17 protein-coding genes are annotated in these 18,008 nt (G+C 71.7%); 3 read left to right on the top strand and 14 right to left on the bottom strand.

Annotated features, from left to right (window positions below; genetic code table 11):
- Window positions 1–26: 26 nt before the first annotated feature.
- The 3 genes from ruvB to ruvC are packed head-to-tail and all read right to left on the bottom strand — an operon-like array spanning window position 27 to window position 2,454.
- Window positions 27–1,202, bottom strand: coding sequence for a Holliday junction branch migration DNA helicase RuvB (gene ruvB, locus KILIM_RS03995; RefSeq protein ID WP_006591338.1), 1,176 nt, complete (start codon window positions 1,200–1,202; stop codon window positions 27–29).
- Window positions 1,202–1,825, bottom strand: coding sequence for a Holliday junction branch migration protein RuvA (gene ruvA / locus KILIM_RS03990; RefSeq protein ID WP_006591337.1), 624 nt, complete (start codon window positions 1,823–1,825; stop codon window positions 1,202–1,204). Before ruvA ends, ruvB begins: the two co-directional genes overlap by 1 nt.
- Window positions 1,822–2,454 (bottom strand): crossover junction endodeoxyribonuclease RuvC, encoded by a 633-nt coding sequence (ruvC, locus tag KILIM_RS03985; protein WP_006591336.1) that lies wholly within the window; start codon window positions 2,452–2,454, stop codon window positions 1,822–1,824. Before ruvC ends, ruvA begins: the two co-directional genes overlap by 4 nt.
- Before the next feature lie 241 nt (window positions 2,455–2,695).
- On the opposite strand from ruvC, the gene KILIM_RS03980 reads away from it, so the two are divergent.
- Complete coding sequence (locus KILIM_RS03980) at window positions 2,696–4,228, top strand: Hsp70 family protein (protein WP_006591335.1); 1,533 nt, start codon at window positions 2,696–2,698, stop codon at window positions 4,226–4,228.
- A gap of 149 nt (window positions 4,229–4,377) precedes the next feature.
- Here KILIM_RS03980 and KILIM_RS03975 read toward each other — a convergent pair whose 3' ends face one another.
- From KILIM_RS03975 to pgsA, 8 genes are all read right to left on the bottom strand, one after another.
- Complete coding sequence (locus tag KILIM_RS03975; protein ID WP_040562111.1) at window positions 4,378–5,145, bottom strand: YebC/PmpR family DNA-binding transcriptional regulator; 768 nt, start codon at window positions 5,143–5,145, stop codon at window positions 4,378–4,380.
- 121 nt (window positions 5,146–5,266) lie between these two features.
- A complete protein-coding gene (pdxT, locus tag KILIM_RS03970; RefSeq protein WP_179579208.1) occupies window positions 5,267–5,926 on the bottom strand; it encodes a pyridoxal 5'-phosphate synthase glutaminase subunit PdxT in 660 nt (219 codons plus the stop codon).
- A 53-nt stretch (window positions 5,927–5,979) separates the two neighbouring features.
- Complete coding sequence (locus KILIM_RS22045; RefSeq protein WP_006591332.1) at window positions 5,980–6,894, bottom strand: DUF3152 domain-containing protein; 915 nt, start codon at window positions 6,892–6,894, stop codon at window positions 5,980–5,982.
- A 413-nt stretch (window positions 6,895–7,307) separates the two neighbouring features.
- Window positions 7,308–8,279, bottom strand: a complete 972-nt coding sequence (pdxS, locus tag KILIM_RS03960) for a pyridoxal 5'-phosphate synthase lyase subunit PdxS (protein ID WP_006591331.1) — start codon at window positions 8,277–8,279, stop codon at window positions 7,308–7,310.
- A 100-nt stretch (window positions 8,280–8,379) separates the two neighbouring features.
- A complete protein-coding gene (locus KILIM_RS03955; protein ID WP_006591330.1) occupies window positions 8,380–9,009 on the bottom strand; it encodes a hypothetical protein in 630 nt (209 codons plus the stop codon).
- 3 nt (window positions 9,010–9,012) lie between these two features.
- Window positions 9,013–10,293 carry a glycosyltransferase family 4 protein gene (locus tag KILIM_RS03950; RefSeq protein WP_006591329.1) on the bottom strand — a complete coding sequence of 427 codons (1,281 nt, stop codon included), beginning with the start codon at window positions 10,291–10,293 and terminating at the stop codon, window positions 9,013–9,015.
- Window positions 10,294–10,296: 3 nt separating this feature from the next.
- On the bottom strand, window positions 10,297–11,364 hold the full coding sequence (locus KILIM_RS03945; protein ID WP_006591328.1) for a phosphatidylinositol mannoside acyltransferase: 1,068 nt from the start codon (window positions 11,362–11,364) through the stop codon (window positions 10,297–10,299).
- Entirely contained in the window at window positions 11,361–11,978 is a 618-nt protein-coding gene (gene pgsA, locus KILIM_RS03940) for a phosphatidylinositol phosphate synthase (RefSeq protein WP_006591327.1), read from the bottom strand. Before pgsA ends, KILIM_RS03945 begins: the two co-directional genes overlap by 4 nt.
- A 153-nt stretch (window positions 11,979–12,131) precedes the next feature.
- Between pgsA and KILIM_RS03935 the strand changes: the two genes are divergently transcribed.
- Complete coding sequence (locus tag KILIM_RS03935) at window positions 12,132–14,234, top strand: elongation factor G-like protein EF-G2 (RefSeq protein ID WP_006591326.1); 2,103 nt, start codon at window positions 12,132–12,134, stop codon at window positions 14,232–14,234.
- A 94-nt stretch (window positions 14,235–14,328) separates the two neighbouring features.
- Here the strand turns inward: KILIM_RS03935 and KILIM_RS03930 are convergent, their stop codons facing one another.
- Entirely contained in the window at window positions 14,329–14,886 is a 558-nt protein-coding gene (locus KILIM_RS03930; protein WP_006591325.1) for an HIT family protein, read from the bottom strand.
- A gap of 73 nt (window positions 14,887–14,959) precedes the next feature.
- On the opposite strand from KILIM_RS03930, the gene KILIM_RS03925 reads away from it, so the two are divergent.
- A complete protein-coding gene (locus tag KILIM_RS03925; RefSeq protein WP_006591324.1) occupies window positions 14,960–15,424 on the top strand; it encodes a nitroreductase family deazaflavin-dependent oxidoreductase in 465 nt (154 codons plus the stop codon).
- Between the two features lie 6 nt (window positions 15,425–15,430).
- On the opposite strand, the gene thrS is transcribed toward KILIM_RS03925, so the two are convergent.
- Window positions 15,431–17,461: a threonine--tRNA ligase gene (gene thrS, locus KILIM_RS03920; RefSeq protein WP_006591323.1), complete on the bottom strand. Its 2,031-nt coding sequence runs from the start codon at window positions 17,459–17,461 to the stop codon at window positions 15,431–15,433.
- Between the two features lie 156 nt (window positions 17,462–17,617).
- Window positions 17,618–17,986, bottom strand: a complete 369-nt coding sequence (locus KILIM_RS03915; RefSeq protein ID WP_006591322.1) for a hypothetical protein — start codon at window positions 17,984–17,986, stop codon at window positions 17,618–17,620.
- Window positions 17,987–18,008: the final 22 nt, after the last annotated feature.

The following is an 18,008-nucleotide window of genomic DNA, read 5'->3' as shown; positions in this document are numbered from 1 at the left end:
GGCTGCAGATCGGACAGATCAGGCGATCAGGCACCGAACCGGCCAGAGCCCGCCTCGTCCTCACCCAGCGGCAGCCGCTCTTGGCCGGATGCCCCGCCGCTCCACTGCTCACCGGGCGGCGGAGTGAGCCCCAGGTGCTCCCAGGCCAGCGGGGCGGCGGCCCGGCCGCGGGGGGTGCGCACCATGAAGCCCTCGCGGACGAGGAAGGGCTCGGCGACGGTCTCCACCGTGTCGGGCTCCTCACCCACTGCCACCGCAAGCGTCGAGAGGCCGACCGGCCCGCCGGCGAAGCGGCGGCAGAGCGCGTCGAGGACGGCGCGATCGAGCCGGTCCAGGCCCCGATCGTCGACATCGAAGAGGGCCAGGGCTGCCTGGGCCGCGTCGTGGTCGACGACGTGGTTGCCGTGCACCTGGGCCCAGTCGCGCACGCGGCGCAGCAGCCGGTTGGCGATGCGCGGGGTGCCGCGGGAGCGGCCGGCGATCTCGGCGAGTCCCTGGTTGGTGTGGTCCACGCCGAGCAGCCCCGCCGATCGGCGCAGGATCGTGCGCAGGTCGTCGGTGGAGTAGAAGTCGAGGTGGCCGGTGAAACCGAACCGATCGCGCAGCGGAGCGGGCAGCAGCCCGGCACGGGTCGTGGCGCCGACGACCGTGAACGGGGCGAGCTCCAGCGGGATCGCGGTGGCGCCGGGCCCCTTGCCGACGATGATGTCGACGCGGAAGTCCTCCATCGCCAGGTAGAGCATCTCCTCGGCCGGCCGGGCCATGCGGTGGATCTCGTCGAGGAAGAGCACCTCGCCCTCGGCGAGGCTGGACAGGATGGACGCGAGGTCGCCGGCGTGCTGGATGGCGGGGCCGCTGGTGATGCGGATCGGCGCCTGGAGCTCGGCCGCCACGATCATCGCCAGCGTCGTCTTGCCCAGCCCGGGTGGTCCCGAGAGCAGGATGTGGTCGGGAGTCGAGCCGCGGCGCCGGGCCGCCTCGAGCACGAGAGACAACTGTTCGCGCACCCGCGGCTGGCCGGGAAACTCGGCCAGGCTCTTGGGACGCAGGGCCGCCTCGACCCGACCCTCCTCATCCTCCGGCAGCGGTGCGGGGTCGACGATGCGAGCCGACACGTCGTACGAGCCGTCCTCGAAGGCGCGGCCCTCGAAGGTGCCGCCGGTTGAGCCGTCGGGCGAACCGGCCGAGGAGCCCACGGCCATCACCGTCCGAGTTCGCGCAGGGCGGCGCGCAGGGCGGCGGCGACCTCGGGCTCGTCGCCGAGGTCGCCGGCGACCTTCTCGACGCCGACCTGGGCCTGTTTGGCCGTCCACCCAAGACCCACGAGCGCCTCGATGACCGGCGCCTGCCAGGCGGCGGTGCGGGTCGGCTCCGGGACGAGCGCGGGGGTGTCGCCGTCGGCGCGCAGGGCCGCCAGCGCCCCGACCTTGTCGCGCAGTTCGAGCACGATGCGCTCGGCGCCTTTGCGCCCGATGCCCGGCACCTTGGTGAGCGTGACCACGTGCTCGGCGGCGATCGCCTGGTGCAGTTGGGCGGGGGTGAGCACGGCGAGCATCGCCAAGGCGAGCCGCGGCCCGACCCCGGAGACCGTCTGCACGAGGTCGAACGTCGCCTGCTCGTCGTGCTCGGCGAAGCCGTAGAGCGTCAGGGAGTCTTCCCGCACGACGAGGCTGGTGTGCAGGGTGATCTGCGCGCCGTGCCGGGCGCCGGCGGCGGTGCCGGGGGTGGTGTGGACGAGCAGCCCGACCCCGCCGCCCGCCCCGACCTCCACGACGAGGTGGTCGAGACCAACGCGGCTGACCTGCCCGGTGACGGAGGCGATCATCGGCTCCTCCCCGCAGCCCGCCCCGAGATGCCTTGAGCGGGAGTCGCTGCCGACCGGGGGGCCCGGCGCCGCGTCGGTGCCGCGCCACCGGCTAGGGCCGCCGAGCGGGTTGCCGCGGGGCGTGCGGCGCGCACGGCCTCGTCGATGCGGCTCTGCATGCCGCCACGCCACACGTGACAGACGGCGAGCGCGAGGGCGTCGGCGGCATCGGCTGGCTTGGGTGGGGCGGGCAGCCGCAGGATCCGCGTGATCATGGCCGTGACCTGCGCCTTGTCGGCCCGGCCATTGCCGGTGACGGCCGCCTTCACCTCGCTGGGGGTGTGCAGGGCCAGGGGGATCTCGCGGCGGGCGGCGGCGATCATGGGCAGGGCGCTGGCCTGCGCGGTGCCCATGATCGTGCTGACGTCGGAGCGCGCGAAGACGCGTTCGACGGCGACGGCATCCGGCTCGTAGCGCACGAACCACTCCTCAATCTGGGTCTGCAGGTTGTAGAGGCGCTCGTGGATCGGGTCGCCGCTGGGAGTGCGCAGCACCGCGACATCGACGAGTTGCAGCGGGCCGCCGAGGCGACCGTCGATGACGCCCAGGCCACACCGGGTCAACCCGGGGTCCACGGCCAGCACCCGCACGGCGACCCCCTCTACCTGCGCCCCATGGCGGCGACGCTCCGCAAATCCAACGGTCCGCCCATGCGAACACCTGTTCGCAGCCCACCCTAACGAGCAGGGCGGTGCGCCGCCCACAGCGACACGGCCGGGGTGCGCCGGAGCGTGGTTGCGCGGTGGTTGCGCGTGGTGGTGGCGCGCGGGACAGGTCGCGGCGGTGGACCGGCGGACCGGGTGAGTTCGGGTGCGCACTAGGGTTTGTGGCATGCAGCTGGGGGTCGATTTCGGGACGACGCGCACGATCGTGGCCTACGCGGACCGCGGCAACTATCCGGTCGTCACGTTCGCCGACGCCGACGGGGATCCGCAGGAGTTCGTGCCCACGGTCGTGGCCCTCGTCGACGACGAGCTGGTCTACGGCTTCGAGGCGCTGCGGGCCGCGGAGGCGGGCGCGGTGCCGCTGCGATCGTTCAAGCGGGCGCTGGCCTCCCCCGAGGTCGGGCCGCACACGGTGGTGCACGTCGGCGACCGGCAGGTGCCGCTGCTGGAGGTCATCACCGGCTTTGCCGCTTCGCTGCGGCACGAGCTGCTGACCAGCGGCAGCGCGCGGGATCTGCTCGAGGGGCCCACGCTGTCCGCCGCCATCGCGGTGCCCGCGCACGCCCACGGGGCCCAGCGGTTTCTGACCCTGGAGGCGTTCCGCCGAGCCGGGTTCGAGGTCACCGCGATGATCAACGAGCCGTCGGCCGCGGGCCTGGAGTACAGCCACCGGCAGGGTCGCACGCTGAACTCGCGGCGCACCCGCGTGGTCGTCTACGACCTCGGTGGGGGCACGTTCGATGCCTCCCTCGTCAAGGTCGACGGCACGGCGCACGAGGTGCTGGACTCCCTGGGCCTCAACGACGTCGGCGGTGACGACATCGACGTGGTGCTCGCCGACTGCGCGCTGGCCGAGGCGGGGCTCACCTGGGACGACCTCGACGTGCGGGCCCAGGCGGAATTGCTGGGCGACGCGCGGGAGGCCAAGGAGCGACTCTCCCCGCAGGCCAAGCGGTTGGTCATCGACGTGGCGGGGCGCCCGGTCATCGTCAAGGTCGCCGCCTGCTATGCGGCGGCGACCCCGCTCGTCGAGCGGACGATCGCCGCGATGGGACCGTTGCTGGGGATGCTGGAGGCCACCGACTCCCCCGATCTGTCCGATATCGCCGGCATTTACCTCGTGGGCGGCGCGAGCGGGCTGCCGTTGGTGCCGCGGCTGCTGCGGGAGCGCTTCGGCCGGCGCGTGCACCGCTCGCCATACCCGGCGGCCTCCACCGCCATCGGCCTGGCGATCGCCGCCGACCGAGACTCGGGCTATTCGCTGACCGACCGCCTCTCCCGTGGTTTCGGGGTCTTTCGGGAGGGCGAGTCCGGCCGGCGCCTGTCGTTCGACCCGATCATCGGCCGGGAGGTCGTGCTGCCCGGGGCCGAGACCGCTGATCGGGTGGTCGTCACGAGGCGGTACCGGGCGGCGCACAACGTCGGCTGGTTCCGGTTCGTGGAGTACGCCGCGCTGGACCAGTGGGGCGAGCCGCGCGGCGACATCGTGCCGTTCGCGCACGTCGTCTTCCCGTTCTCCCCCGACCTGCAGGGCCGCGACGACCTCGAGCAGGTCGGCGTGCAACGCACCGAGGGCGGCCCGCTCATCGAGGAGCGCTACACGATCGACCCGCACGGCATGGTCGAGGTCAACCTCACCTGCCTCGACACCGGCTACTCCCAGACCCACGCCCTGCGCGCCCGCGAACCGGTCGGCTGAGACCGCGCGAGTCACGCCCCGGGCCCCCGCCCCGGCGAGGGGTCACTTTTGCCGCCGAGTGGTCACTATTACGTGACCACTCGGGTGGAAATGTGACAACTCGACCGGGCGACAGTGACGACTCTTGCGGCCGGGGAACTAGCCGGCGGTCACTCCTCGTCGAGTTCAGCGGCGACCTCGTCGGAGACGTCCCCGTTGACGAAGACGTTCTGCACGTCGTCGCTGTCCTCGAGGGCGTCGACGACCCGCATCATCTTGCGGGCCCCCTCGACATCCAGTTCGACCTGCAGATTGGGCACGAACTCGGCCTCGGCGCTCTCGTAGTCCAGGCCGGCCTGCTGCACGGCCTGGCGGATGGCGACGAAGTCGGAGGCCTCGGAGACGATCTCGAAGCTCTCGCCCAGGTCGTTGACCTCCTCGGCGCCGGCCTCGAGCACGACCTCGAGCAGGCCGTCCTCGGTGAGCGCACCGTCGCTCTGCTCCTTGGGCACCACGACGACGCCCTTGCGGTCGAAGACGTAGGAGACCGAGCCGGGGTCGGCCAGGTTGCCGCCGTTGCGGGTCAGGGCGGTGCGTACCTCGGCGGCCGCGCGGTTGCGGTTGTCGGTGAGGCACTCGATGAGCACCGCGACGCCGCCGGGGGCGTAGCCCTCGTACATGATCGTCTGCCAGTCGGCCCCGCCGCCCTCGGCGCCGGAGCCGCGCTTGACCGCGCGGTCGATGTTGTCGTTGGGCACCGAACTCTTCTTGGCCTTCTGGATGGCGTCGTAGAGCGTCGGGTTACCGGTCGGGTCTCCCCCGCCGGTGCGGGCCGCCACCTCGATGTTCTTGATGAGCTTGGCGAACAGCTTGCCGCGCTTGGCGTCGAGCGCCGCCTTCTTGTGCTTGGTGGTAGCCCACTTGGAGTGCCCGCTCATGTGGTCCTCTCGGATCGATCTGCCGGAGTGCAGGGTGCTGCGCTGCGAATCGCAGACCATCCTAAACGGGGACCGCGCTCGGCCCGCCCGCGCTACTCGCTGCTGCGGCTGGTGTTCCGGTTCAGCGCTCGCGAACCAGGCGCACGAAGTACTCGTGCACCCGGGCGTCGCCGGTCACCTCGGGGTGAAAGGAGGTGACGAGCAGGTTGCCGGCTCGCGCGGCGACAACTCGACCCGCGGCCGGTCCGCCGACCGCGGTGGGGACGGTTGCGAGCACCTGGACTCCCGCTCCGACGTGTTCGACCCAGGGGGCGCGGATGAACACCGCCCGCATCGGGGTGGCCGGCGTCGTGATGCCGGCCACCTGCAGGTCGGTCTCGAAGGAGTCGACCTGCCGGCCGAAGGCGTTGCGGCGCACGGTGATCGCCATGCCGCCGAGGGTCTGCTGATCGACGGTGCCGTCGAGCACCTCATCGGCGAGCAGGATCATGCCGGCGCACGAGCCGTACACCGGCAGCCCGTCGGCGATGGCGGCCCGCACCGGGTCGCGCAGCTCGAAGGCGCGCAGGAGCTTGTCGATGACCGTGGACTCCCCGCCGGGGATCACCAGGCCGTGTAGCCCCGCCAGCTCGCCGGGTCGACGCACGGGCACCGGCTGCGCCCCGGAGGCGAGCAGCGCGTCGGCGTGTTCGCGGACGTCACCCTGCACGGCCAGCACCCCGATGGTGGGTGCGGCCGCGCCGGAAGCAACTGGTCGGGCGGTGACGAACGGAGCTGGCACGCCCGCAGTGTAGGTCGCGGCCGCTTGGTGATCAGCGCCGGGCTGATGGGTGGTCAGCGCTGGGCTGCTGGGATCTCGGCGCGCAGCGGCCAGGCGTTCGCGCGGCACGACCCGAGGCTCTTGGACTGCTGCATCATGACCGGTGCGGCGGCACGGCGCCGGTCACACCCGCGGTGGCCGAGACCGAGCCAGTGACCGGTCTCATGGTTGAGCACCATGTGCCGGTACGTGGCCAGATCGCCGGTGAAGGCGCGGGTCTTCGTGCGCCAGTTGGTCTCGTTGATGACGACATCGCGCCCGGTTCGGCAGCTCAACTGCGACGAGCAGGAGGCGGCGAACGAGGGCACGGTGGAGTCCTGCGCCAACCAGAGAGTGAAGTCGCCGGGGCCGCCCTGGACTCGCTCGAACCGCTGGTAGGAGCGGGTCCAGCCGCGCTCGTCCCCGTAGGTCTGGGTGACGATCTTGGCGAACTCTTCGACGTCGGTGCTGATGGTGCCACGAGTGCGCACATCGTAGGTGTGCACGCGGAAGACGCGCAGCGTCGGCAGTTCGGCGCTGCCCACCGCGCGACCCCGCTGCTCCCAGACCACCCGATGCCGCACCGGTCCGGGTACGGCGGGCGGCATGATCAGCACCGACCATCGTCCGGCGGCGGAGATGGGGCGGGTGAGCACCGTCCGCCAGGTGCCGCCGACATAGCGATCCAGCCGCACGCTGCCGTTCTGGCCGTTGTCTGGGACGGAACCGGCGAGGCGAACGGCCTGATTCAGGCGCAGGTCCGTCGAGCCGGTCCAGCCGGCTACGATCGCGGACTGCCCGTCGCCGACCTGGGCTTTCACGCCGGAGGGTCGCAGGGCCGCCGCGGGCCCGCCGTTCCAGGCGCCGTCCGGGGTGGGCTCGAAACGAGAGCCGACGCCCGCGTGGGCGACCGCGCCGCCGAACAGGGTCGCCAACGCTGTGAGCGCCACGGCGACCGCTCTCGCACCGCCGCGCGCCCACCTCCTGGCGGCTGACCCCATCCCTGGCCCCCTTGTCTCTGCCGGACCGGGGGCACTGCCCGAGCCGATCCCAGGCGATGACTCGCGCCCGCCCCACGCACCAGTGTGCCGTCCCAGCAGCGAACCGTCGTGGCTGTGGGCGCCGCCTTGAGCAAAGGGCCGGGCCGATTCGTCTGTGAATCCAGCAGATTGCCCGCCCGGGTCACGTTGCTCACGTTCCGTCGACGCGGCCCTGCCTGGCCCGGGAACCGAACCCACACCCGCCACGAGAACAGCCGCCTCGGCGAAGTCGACGTCGACACCGGACAACGCTGAGTGGTCTCGGGGCTGGCAGGTGCACCGCACCCGTGGATCCCACCCGGAGAGTGAGCCCAGCGGCCCTGCTACCAGCCGCGGTCGGCGAGGCGGTGGGGCACGGGGATGTCGTCGACGTTGATGCCGACCATCGCCTCGCCCAGGCCGCGGGAGACCTTGGCGATGGTGTCGGGGTCGTCGTAGAAGGTGGTCGCCTTGACGATCGCCTCCGCGCGCTGGGCCGGGTTGCCGGACTTGAAGATGCCCGACCCGACGAAGACGCCTTCGGCGCCGAGCTGCATCATCATCGCCGCGTCGGCCGGGGTCGCGATGCCGCCGGCGGTGAAGAGCACGACCGGCAGTTTGCCCGCGCGGGCCACCTCGGCGACGAGCTCGTAGGGGGCTTGCAGCTCCTTGGCGGCGACGAACAGCTCGTCGGGCGCCATCGTGCGCAGCCGGTTGATCTGGGCGCGGATCTGGCGCATGTGCGTCGTGGCATTGCTGACGTCGCCGGTGCCGGCCTCGCCCTTGGAGCGGATCATCGCGGCGCCCTCGGTGATGCGCCGCAGCGCCTCCCCCAGGTTCGTCGCGCCGCACACGAAGGGCACCGTGAACGCCCACTTGTCGATGTGGTTGCTGTAGTCCGCGGGCGTCAACACCTCGGACTCGTCGATGTAGTCCACGCCGAGCGCCTGCAGCACCTGCGCCTCGACGAAGTGCCCGATGCGGGCCTTGGCCATGACGGGGATCGAGACCGCGTTGATGATGCCGTCGATCATGTCGGGGTCGCTCATGCGCGAGACCCCGCCCTGGGCCCGGATGTCGGCCGGTACCCGTTCGAGGGCCATGACCGCGACCGCGCCGGCGTCCTCCGCGATCTTCGCCTGCTCGGCGGTGACGACGTCCATGATCACGCCGCCCTTGAGCATCTCCGCCATGCCGCGCTTGACCCGGGCGGTGCCCTGTGTCGTCGGACCCTGCGTTGTCTCGATGATGTTGGGGTCCGTCAGCGGCGCTTCGGCCGAGGGGGCGCCGGTGGTGGCGGGCTGGGTGAGGGTCACGGTGGTGCCTTTCGAGTGAACTCTCGGCCCACAGTGGCCGACATGCGGCATCAGTCTAGATGCGGTGGGTCAACCGTCCGTTTCGGGTCACCTGTCCTGCTCAGGCGTCGTCGTCGAATTCGACCGTGCGTGGGAGGGCGGCGTGGCCGGCCAAGCGGAAGGTGCGGACCATCGGAGTGGCGCGCAGCCGTTGCACGTCGCTGACCGCGTCGTTGTAGAAGCGGCGGGCCAGTTGCGCGCGGCGGTGCGCGTCGCGCAGGCGTCGGACGGCGTCCTCCTCCGCGGCAGGTGTCGTAGCCGGCCCCGGTGCCCGCGACAGGGCCCGCGGCTCCGCCCGCGACTCGGCCTGCGACTCGGCCTGCGGCTGGTCGAGAAACGCCAAGGCGTGCCGGATTGTCACGGTCAGGTCGCTCTCCAACGCCTCGCGCTGCGCCAGCTGGCCCTCGGCCCAATCCCGGTTCGTCAGTTCGTCGGCCGCCGAATCAAGGCAATCCGAGGCGGCCGAGGCCAGCAACAACGACGTCGCCGGGTCCAGCACCTGCGCATTCGACAACTCGACTGCGGCCTCCGCCCGCCGCACCAGCTGCGCGTCCAACGCCGCGAGACTGCCCTCCACTCGCGTGTGCAGACGATGCAGCCGCGCCGCCGTGTATGTCAGGTACCAGGCGAGCAGCAGGACGACGACAGCCGTGAGGGTCACCGCCTCCAAGGTCGTGATCGGCAGCGCCATCCCTCATCGCCTCCGTAGCCGGCGGGGCAGTCGCGGGCGCCAGCCAGCCCGCCCCTTGCTGTCGGCGTCGGCCCGCTGGTCGGCGGTCTCGGCCGACGGGTGGCGGCGGGCACCGAACCGCTCGGCAGCCCCCAGCACCGACCAGGGCGAAGGAGGTACCGCAACGGCCCCCGCCAGAACCGTTTCGTAGACCGCGACAACGTCACCGGCGACGACCCCCCAGTCGTAGCGACGGGCCGTCGTGCGCCCGAGCCGCGCCAGTTGCTCCCGCAGGGCCGAGTCGGCGAGCACCCCCGCCAGTCGGTCCGCCAACGCAGCCGCATCCCCGGTGGCGAACATCGCGCCAGCCCGCCCGCCATCCAGCACCTGCGCAAAGGCCGGCAGGTCGGAGGCGACGACCGGCGCCCCCGCAGCCATCGCCTCCACGAGCACGATGCCGAAGCTCTCGCCGCCGGTGTGCGGCGCCACGTAGACATCGACGGACGCCAGCAGCGCCCGCTTCTGCTCCTCGCTGATCGCGCCCAGAAAATCCACCGCGGCGGCCACCGCCGGACCGAGGCCTTCGAGCCGGTCCCGCGCCGCCGACAGGTCGCCGTGCCCGGCGACGAACACCCGCACGCCCGGATGCCGTTCGAGCAGTGCCGGCAGGGCCTCCAGCAACACCGGCAGCCCCTTGCGCGGCTCGTCGATGCGGCCCAAGAACGCCACCGTCGGCCGACCCGGCCGCCCCTGCCAGGGCGGATGCGGGGGGGCGGCAGCGAACCGGTCGGTGAACACCCCGTTGGGGATGACGATCGCGTCGCCTCCCATGTGCGTCGTCAACGTCTGCCGCGCCGCCTCCGACACGGCGATCCGCGCCCGGATCTTCTCCATGCTCGAGCGCACCAATGGGTAGCCCGCCTGCATGGCGCGGGAGCGCACGAGGCTGGTGTGGAAGGTCGCCACGATCGGCCCGGTCGCGGCCCACAACGCGAGCACCGACACGCTCGGCACCAGCGGCTCGTGGATGTGCACGACGTCGAACGCGCCGGCCTCGACCCACCGGTTGACCCGGGCCGCGGTCATCGGCCCGAACGTCAGCCGCGCCACCGATCCGTTGTACGGGATCGGCAGGGCGCGCCCGCACGCCTCGACGTACTCCGGTAGCGGCGTCTCCGCCTCCGCCGGGGCCAGCACGCTCACCTCGTGGCCGCGGCCCAGCAGGCATTCGGCCAGGTCACGGACGTGGAATTGCACCCCGCCGGCCACCTCGAAGGAGTAGGGGCAGACCAGACCGATGCGCACGACTCACTCTCCGGGCGCGGCTGAGCGGTAGGTCGCGGGCGCCTTCGACACGCTCGACACGCTGGACCCAGCGTGAACGGCCGGAGGCGGTGTGCGGGCGGGGTCGAGGTCGTCGAGGAAGACCCGCTGCATCATGTGCCAGTCCTGTGTGTGCTCGGCGATCGCGGCACCCAGCGCATCGGCGCACGCCTGGGTCATCGCGGCGATCCGCTCCCGGTTGGCCGCCCGCCCGCCCCCCTCCGGCCCCGCCATACGGGGTACAGCCGGGTGGAAGGTGATGACGAGGCGAAAGCCGCCCGGTCCGCCGACGTGCGGCTCGTAGCGCATCGAGACCGGCACGAGGGGAGCGCCGGTGGCCAGGGCCAACGCCGCGGGGCCGGGCGCCATCCGGGCCCGTCGACCGGCGAAGTCGACCTCGACGCCGGAGTCGGTGAGGTCCCGGTCGGCGAGCAGCGGCACGATGCACCCGCCGGCGGCGGTGCGTCGCACGAGTCGACCGAAGACGTCGCCGTCGCCGGTCAGCGCGAAGATCGTCATGCCGAGCCCCTCGCGGAAGGCCAGGAACTGCTCGAACAGCTCCTCGGGCTGCAACCGTTCGGCCACCGTGACCACCGGCGCCAGTTCGCGTGTGGCCCACGCGCCGGCGGTGTCCCAGTTGCCCATGTGCCCCAGAAAGCACACCACCGGCCGACCCGTCGCCAAGACAGCCCGCACGGGCTCGTCGCCCTCGGCGCGCACCCCCGCGAGCACGTCCGCGACCTCGCGCGCCGGCAGCCGGAACGCCTCGCACCAGTAGCGCAGGTACGAACGCACCCCGGCCGCGACGAGGCCTTCCAGCTCGCCCGGCGCCACGCCGGGGCGCACCCGGGCGTAGTTGGCCCGTAGCCGCTGCACATCGGGGGTGTTGCGCCGGTACGTCAGGTGCGCCAGTGCGTCAGTGCCGGAGTAGGCCAACGACTCCGGCACCCGGCACAGCAGCCGCCACGCGACGCGAAAGCCGGCGACGGTCGCGCGCTGCACCAGGCGTTGCCCGACTCGCTGGAGCCGGGTTCGCAGCGCCGCAGCGCTCACTGGCGCCCGGCCATCTCAGCGCGGACGGCGAGCATGCGCTGGGCGACGGTAATGGCGCTGGCGGCCGCCAACAACCACAGGACGACGGTGAACACGACGTGCGGCAGGCTGAACAGGCCGACGAGGAAGGTCGTCAGCAGCACGACGACGAGCCGGTCGGCCCGCTCGGCGATCCCGACGTTGGCGCCGACGAAACCGAGGCCCTCGGCGCGGGCCCGCGCGTAACTGGTGACGAAGCCGAACACGAGGCACGCCAGGGCGCCCCATGCGTTGGCAGCGCCATCGGGCTGCCGCGTGAAGTAGAGGACGAGGCCGCCGAAGACGCTCGCGTCACCGAATCGGTCGAGCGTCGAATCCAGGAACGCGCCCCAGTTGCTCTGGCGGCCCGAGACCCGCGCCATCGTGCCGTCGAGCAGGTCGGAGACCACGAAGAGGGCGATGAAGACGGTGCCCCACACGAACTCACCGCGGGAGAAGAAGAAGAGCGCGCAAAAGCAGACCCCGACGGTGCCGATGATCGTCACCGCGTCGGGGCTCAGCCCCAGCCGCAGGAGGAGCTTGGCGATGGGGGTGATGAGGCGGGTGACGAACGCCCGCGCGAATCTGTTGAGCATGGTGGGCCCAGCCTACTGATGCTCGTGGCTCGCTCGGCCGGCCCCGGCCCGAGCTCGCACCCCGCGTCGCGCCCGGCGGCTCACCCGCGGGACCATCGGCCCTAATCCGCGAGTTGTACTTGCTCGCGCGAGGGGTCGGAGCGAGAGTGAGGCATGGCAAGAGCATCGTCAGCGCAGACGCCCACTCCCACCGACACCGACCACATCCGCAACGTGGTGCTGGTGGGTCCCAGCGGCTCGGGCAAGACTCGGTTGTTCGACCACCTCGTGTCGCGCACAACGCCCGGTTACCGGCCGCCGAACCGCGACGACCAGCGCACCACCGGCCTCGAGGTCGCGGCGCTGGAGTGCGGCGACGTGGTGCTCAACCTCATCGACGCGCCCGGATATCCGGACTTCGTCGGCGAGCTGCGGGCCGGTCTGCGCGCGGGCGATGCCGCCCTGTTCGTCATCTCCGCCACCGACGGCGTCGACGCCGCGACCGAGGCGCTGTGGCACGAATGCGCAGCCGTCAACCAGCCGCGCGCGGTGGTCGTCACCAAGCTCGACGCGCCGCGGGCCGACTACGCGGGCACGCTCGCCGCCACCCAGGCGGCCTTCGGCGACGGGGTCCTTCCCCTCGGCATCCCGGTCGTGCGCCAGAGCCGGCTGGAGGAGATCGTCGACCTGGTGCTCGGCGAGGTGCACGACTACTCCGGCGGGCAACGGGCCGTGCGCGCCACCGGCCCGGAGCACATCCCGGTCTTCGACGAGTACCACGGGCCGCTGCTCGAGGGCATCATCACCGAGGCCGAGGACGACACCCTCCTCGAGCGTTACCTGGGCGGCGAGGAGGTCGGCTTCGAGATCGTCGAGGCGGCGCTGCTGACCGCTGTGGCGCGGGGCTCCTTTCACCCGGTCGTGCCGCTGTCGGTCGACACCGGGGCGGGCATCGACGTCATCATGCACCTCGTCGAAGCGGCCTTCCCGCCGCCGCCGATGCGCCCCATGCCGACGGTCTTCACCGTGGCCGGAGCCGCAGGCCCGCAGCTGGTCGGCGATCCGGGCGGCCCGCTGGTCGCGGAGGTCGTGCGCACCACCAACGACCCGTATGCGGGCCACGTCGCGCTGCTGCGGGTGTTCTCCGGCACGCTGACCGCCGACACCGTCGTGCACGTCTCCGGTCACCTCGGCAGCTTCGTCGGGCACGAGGTCGAGGGGCACGAGGATCACGACGAGCAGGTGCGGGTCGGCCCGTTGAGTTCACCGCTGGGCTCGGAGTTGCGCCCCAAGGACGCCGCGATCGCCGGTGACCTGGCCGTCGTCGCCAAGCTGGGCGCGGCACAGACCTCCGACACGGTCAGCGACAAGGACGACCCGCTGGTCATCGAGCCCTGGCAGATGCCGCAGGCGCTGCTGCCGGTAGCTATCCAGCCCGCGACCCGCGCCGACCTCGACAAGCTGCCGGGCGCGCTCCAGCGGATCGCCGGGGCCGACCCCTCGCTGCGCGTCGAGCACAACGGCGAGACCGGCCAGACGGTGTTGTGGACGATGGGCCCCACGCACCTGGACCTTGTGATGGCCCGGCTCAAGGAGAGCTTCAACGTCGACGTCGCCCCCGAGGACCTGCGCATTCCGCTGCGCGAGACGTTCGTCGGCAGGCACACGGCGCAGGGGCGGCACGTCAAGCAAAGCGGTGGCCACGGTCAGTACGCGGTCTGCCAGATCACGGTCGAGCCGCTCGAGCGCGGCGCCGGCTTCGAGTTCGTCGACAAGGTCGTGGGCGGCGCGGTGCCGCGTCAGTTCATCCCCAGCGTGGAGAAGGGAGTCCGGGCCCAGCTCGAGAAGGGCACGATCTCCAACTACCCGATGGTCGATGTGCGGGTCACCCTGCACGACGGCAAGGCCCACTCGGTCGACTCCTCCGACGCCGCCTTCCAGACCGCCGGGGCGTTGGCGCTCAAGGAGGCCGCCGCGACTAACGGCGCGATCACCCTGCTCGAGCCGATCGACGTGCTGGAGGTCAAGGTCGCCGACGACCACGTGGGCGCCGTGATGACCGACATGCAGACCCGCCGCGGCCGCATCCAGGGCAGTGAGCCCGCCAACCAGGCCGGCTACTCGGTGGTGCGCGCGGAGGTGCCGCAGCTGGAGCTCTCGCGCTACGCCATCGACCTGCGCTCCCTGTCGCACGGCTCCGGCACCTTCACCCGCACGTTCAGCGGCTACGAGCAGATGCCGCATCGGCTCGTCGAGGAGCACCTGGTCGCCGGGTGAGCGGGCGCCTCCGGGCGCATCCGGGCGCCGTGAGCGTGTCCTGACCCGGGCTGGGCCACGAGCGGACCGCTCCCTCAGGCAGGGGCCGGTCCGCTCAGTCCTTGGGCCAGTTCGCCACGAGGTTGACGCGGGCGTCCTCCAACAACACCGGCAACGCTTTGGTCTGGCCGATGATCGGCAGAAAGTTGGCGTCCCCGCCCCAGCGCGGCACGACGTGCTGGTGCAGGTGCGCGGCGACGCCGGCGCCCGCGACCTCCCCTTGGTTCATGCCGATGTTGTAGCCCATCGGCGCGGACCCGGCGGCCAACGCCCGCAGAGCCGCCTTCGTCAGCGCGGTGAACTCCTCGGTCTCCTCGTCGGTGAGGTCGACGTAGAGCGGAACGTGTCGGTACGGGCAGATGAGCAGGTGCCCGGGGTTGTACGGAAAGAGGTTCATGACGACGAAGCACAGCGCGCCGCGATGCACGATGAGCCCTTCCTCGTCGCTCTTTCCCGGGGCCGCGCAGAATGGGCAGCCCTGCCCGGCGTTCGGGTCGGGCCGCTCCCCCCGCACGTACGCCATGCGGTGCGGGGTCCACAGCCGATCGAAGCCGTCCTCGACGCGCGCGAAGTCCTCGGCCTGCTCCATCGAATCCAGCGGCTCCCCTGTCATAAGGCGATCCTAGGCATCCGCGGCGCCCGGGCCGCGCTCGACAACCCGCGCTGCGGGGTGTTGGGTTGGCCCCATGAGCACTTCTGCGACCGGTCCCGACGCCGCACCGCTGACCGGAGAGTACGACCCGCCCAAGGCGGGTTGGGTCGCCGACCAGCTCGCCGCCATCGACGCCGCCGGCGACACTCGGGCCGCCGACATCCAGGGCATGTCGATCGTGGTCTACACCGTGCGGGGCAAGCGCTCCGGCAAGCTGCGCCGGGTACCGCTCATGCGGGTCACCGACGGCACCGCCTACGCAGCGGTGGCCTCCAAGGGCGGGGCGCCGGCGCACCCCGCCTGGTACCACTCGATGATGGCCAACCCCCGCGTCGACCTGCAGGACGGCACGCAGACCCGCCCCTACGTCGTCCGCGAACTCTCCGGTGACGAGCGGGCGCAGTGGTGGGAGCGGTGCGTCGAGGCGTTCCCGCCGTACGCGCAGTACCAGGAGAACACCGATCGTCAGATTCCGGTGCTGCTCGCCGAGCCCGTCTGACGCTGGTCAGGCCGGGGCCGTGGTGACCTGGGCCTTGGCCTCGATGGCCGCAACCACCTCGGCGATGGCGTCCTCGATCGGGACGCCGTTGCGTTGGCTGCCGTCGCGGTAACGGAACGACACCGCCCCGGCCGAGCGGTCCTCCTCCCCCGCGATCAGCACGTACGGCACCTTGGAGGTGCTCGCCTTGCGGATCTTCTTGGGGAAGCGGTCGTCGGAGGCGTCGATGTCGACGCGCACCCCGGCGGCACGCAGGCTCGCGGCGACGTCTTCGAGGTACTCGACGTACTCCTCCGCGACCGGCACGAGGGTCACCTGCACCGGCGACAGCCAGACCGGGAACGCCCCGGCGTAGTGCTCGACGAGCACACCCATGAACCGTTCGATCGAGCCGAACTTCGCGGAGTGGATCATCACCGGCCGCTGCCGGGATCCGTCGGCGGCCTGGAACTCCAGGCCGAACCGCTCCGGCTGGTTGAAGTCGTACTGGATCGTGCTCATCTGCCAGGTGCGCCCGATGGCGTCGCGCGCCTGCACCGAGACCTTGGGGCCGTAGTAGGCCGCGCCGCCCGGGTCGGGCACCAGCTCGAGCCCGGTCGAGGTGCACGCCTCCTCCAGGATGCGCGTCGCCTCGGCCCAGTCCTCGTCGGAGCCGATGAACTTGTCGGAGTCCGCGTCCCGGGTGCTCAGCTCGAGGTAGAAGTCGTCGAGGCCGAAGTCGCGGAACAGCCCGAGGCAGAAGTCCAGCAAGTGCTTGATCTCCTCCCCGGCCTGCTCGGGGGTGACATAGGAGTGCGAGTCGTCCTGCGTGAAGCCGCGCAGGCGGGTCAAGCCGTGCACGACGCCGGACTTCTCGTATCGGTACACCGAGCCGAACTCAAACAGCCGCATCGGCAGGTCGCGGTACGAGCGGCCGCGGCTGCGGTAGATCAGGTTGTGCATCGGGCAGTTCATCGCCTTGAGGCGGTAGTCCATGCCGGCCCGCACGATGTTGCCGTCGGCGTCGCGCTCCTCGTCGACGTGCAGCGGCGGGAACATCGTCTCGGCGTAGTACGGCAGGTGCCCGGAGGTGTGAAACAGCCCGTCCTTGGAGATGTGCGGGGTGCCGACGTAGTCGAAGCCCTCCTCGATGTGCCGCGCGCGGACGTAGTCCTCCATCTCCCGCTTGATGACCCCGCCCTTGGGGTGGAAGACGGGCAGGCCGGAGCCCAGCTCGTCGGGGAAGGAGTACAGGTCGAGCTCGGCGCCGAGCTTGCGGTGGTCGCGGCGCTCGGCCTCGGCGAGCCGCTCCAGATACGCCTTGAGCTCGTCCTTGCTGGGCCACGCCGTGCCGTACAGGCGCTGCAGCTGCTGGTTGCGCTGGTCGCCGCGCCAGTAGGCCGCGGAGCTGCGCATCAGCTTGAACGCGTTGCCGAGGAGCTTGGTGTTCGGGATGTGCGGGCCGCGGCACAGGTCACCCCACGCGACCGAGCCGTCGCGGCGCACGTTGTCGTAGATCGTCAGGTCGCCCGCGCCGACCTCGACGCCCGCACCGGCCTCCTGGTCGTCGTTGGACAGTCCGCCCTTGAGGCCGATGAGCTCGCACTTGAACGGCTCACCGGAGAGCTCTTCGAGCGCCTCGGTCTCGCCGACAACGCGCCGCCGGAACGTCTGGCCCTCGTTGATGATCTTCTGCATCGCCTTCTCGAGGCGCTTGAAGTCCTCGGGCGTGAACGGCTCGGCGAGGGCGAAGTCGTAGTACCAGCCGTCGGTGATGGGCGGGCCGATGCCGAGCTTGGCGTCGGGGTGCACCTGCTGCACCGCCTGGGCCGCGACGTGCGCGCACGAGTGGCGCAGCACGGACAGCCCGTCGGGCGAGCCGATGTCGACCCCCTCGACGGTCTGCCCGTCGGCGAGCTCACGGGCCAGGTCGACGAGGTCGCCGTCAACCCGGGCGACGACGATGCGCTTGTCGTCGGCGAACAGGTCGGCGGCCGTGGTGCCCGCGTCGACCGATCGCTGCTCTCCGGCGACGGTGACGGTGATCTGGGCGGACACTGAGGGCTCCTCACGGTTGCGGACGCTGTCGGCGCGCGGGCAGACCCGTCGTGCAACGGATCCCCCACGCAGATGGAGGCCGAATCACGGCCCCTCTCGATGGTATCCGCCACCCGTGCGCGGCTTCATCAGGCTTTCCGCGCGGCGGGGCGCGCCTCAGGCCGGGGAGCCGGGCAGGATCGTCAGGTGGTCGCCGACCGCGACCCGCCCGGACTCGGCCACAACCGCGTACACCCCGGGGCAGCCCGTCGGACGCTCGCTGATGAAGAGGGCAGCATCGCCGACCCGCACCGTGTGCTCCAAGAGGGCGCCAAGCTGGTCGTCGGTGAGGTCGAGAAAAAGGTTGGCCCGGGTGGTCTCCGGCGTCTCGCCGGCGCCCACGAGGTGCACGGGCCGCTTCTTGCGCCGGTCGCCCGCCAGGCCCTGCGCCTCGATGTCCGCCGCGTCGAGGGTCTGCCCCGCCTCGCCCTTCGTCGGGTAGATCGCAACGGTCACCACCACGGGGCCCTGCGCCTGCTCGCTCATGCGCACCAGCCTGCCATCGACG

Source organism: Kineosphaera limosa NBRC 100340, from assembly GCF_000298215.1.
GTDB lineage: Bacteria > Actinomycetota > Actinomycetes > Actinomycetales > Dermatophilaceae > Kineosphaera > Kineosphaera limosa.
Note: the sequence above shows the minus strand (reverse complement) of the source record. Positions and strands in the feature narration are given on the sequence as shown.

Excerpts from the sequence above, each read along its gene's own strand:
- ruvB (WP_006591338.1), bottom strand. The coding sequence starts at position 1,202 with ATGGCCGTGGGCTCCTCGGCCGGTTCGCCCGACGGCTCAACCGGCGGC.
- ruvA (WP_006591337.1), bottom strand. The coding sequence starts at position 1,825 with ATGATCGCCTCCGTCACCGGGCAGGTCAGCCGCGTTGGTCTCGACCAC.
- KILIM_RS03980 (WP_006591335.1), top strand. The coding sequence starts at position 2,696 with ATGCAGCTGGGGGTCGATTTCGGGACGACGCGCACGATCGTGGCCTAC.
- KILIM_RS03975 (WP_040562111.1), bottom strand. The coding sequence starts at position 5,145 with ATGAGCGGGCACTCCAAGTGGGCTACCACCAAGCACAAGAAGGCGGCG.
- KILIM_RS03955 (WP_006591330.1), bottom strand. The coding sequence starts at position 9,009 with ATGGCGCTGCCGATCACGACCTTGGAGGCGGTGACCCTCACGGCTGTC.
- pgsA (WP_006591327.1), bottom strand. The coding sequence starts at position 11,978 with ATGCTCAACAGATTCGCGCGGGCGTTCGTCACCCGCCTCATCACCCCC.
- KILIM_RS03935 (WP_006591326.1), top strand. The coding sequence starts at position 12,132 with ATGGCAAGAGCATCGTCAGCGCAGACGCCCACTCCCACCGACACCGAC.
- KILIM_RS03930 (WP_006591325.1), bottom strand. The coding sequence starts at position 14,886 with ATGACAGGGGAGCCGCTGGATTCGATGGAGCAGGCCGAGGACTTCGCG.
- KILIM_RS03925 (WP_006591324.1), top strand. The coding sequence starts at position 14,960 with ATGAGCACTTCTGCGACCGGTCCCGACGCCGCACCGCTGACCGGAGAG.
- KILIM_RS03915 (WP_006591322.1), bottom strand. The coding sequence starts at position 17,986 with ATGAGCGAGCAGGCGCAGGGCCCCGTGGTGGTGACCGTTGCGATCTAC.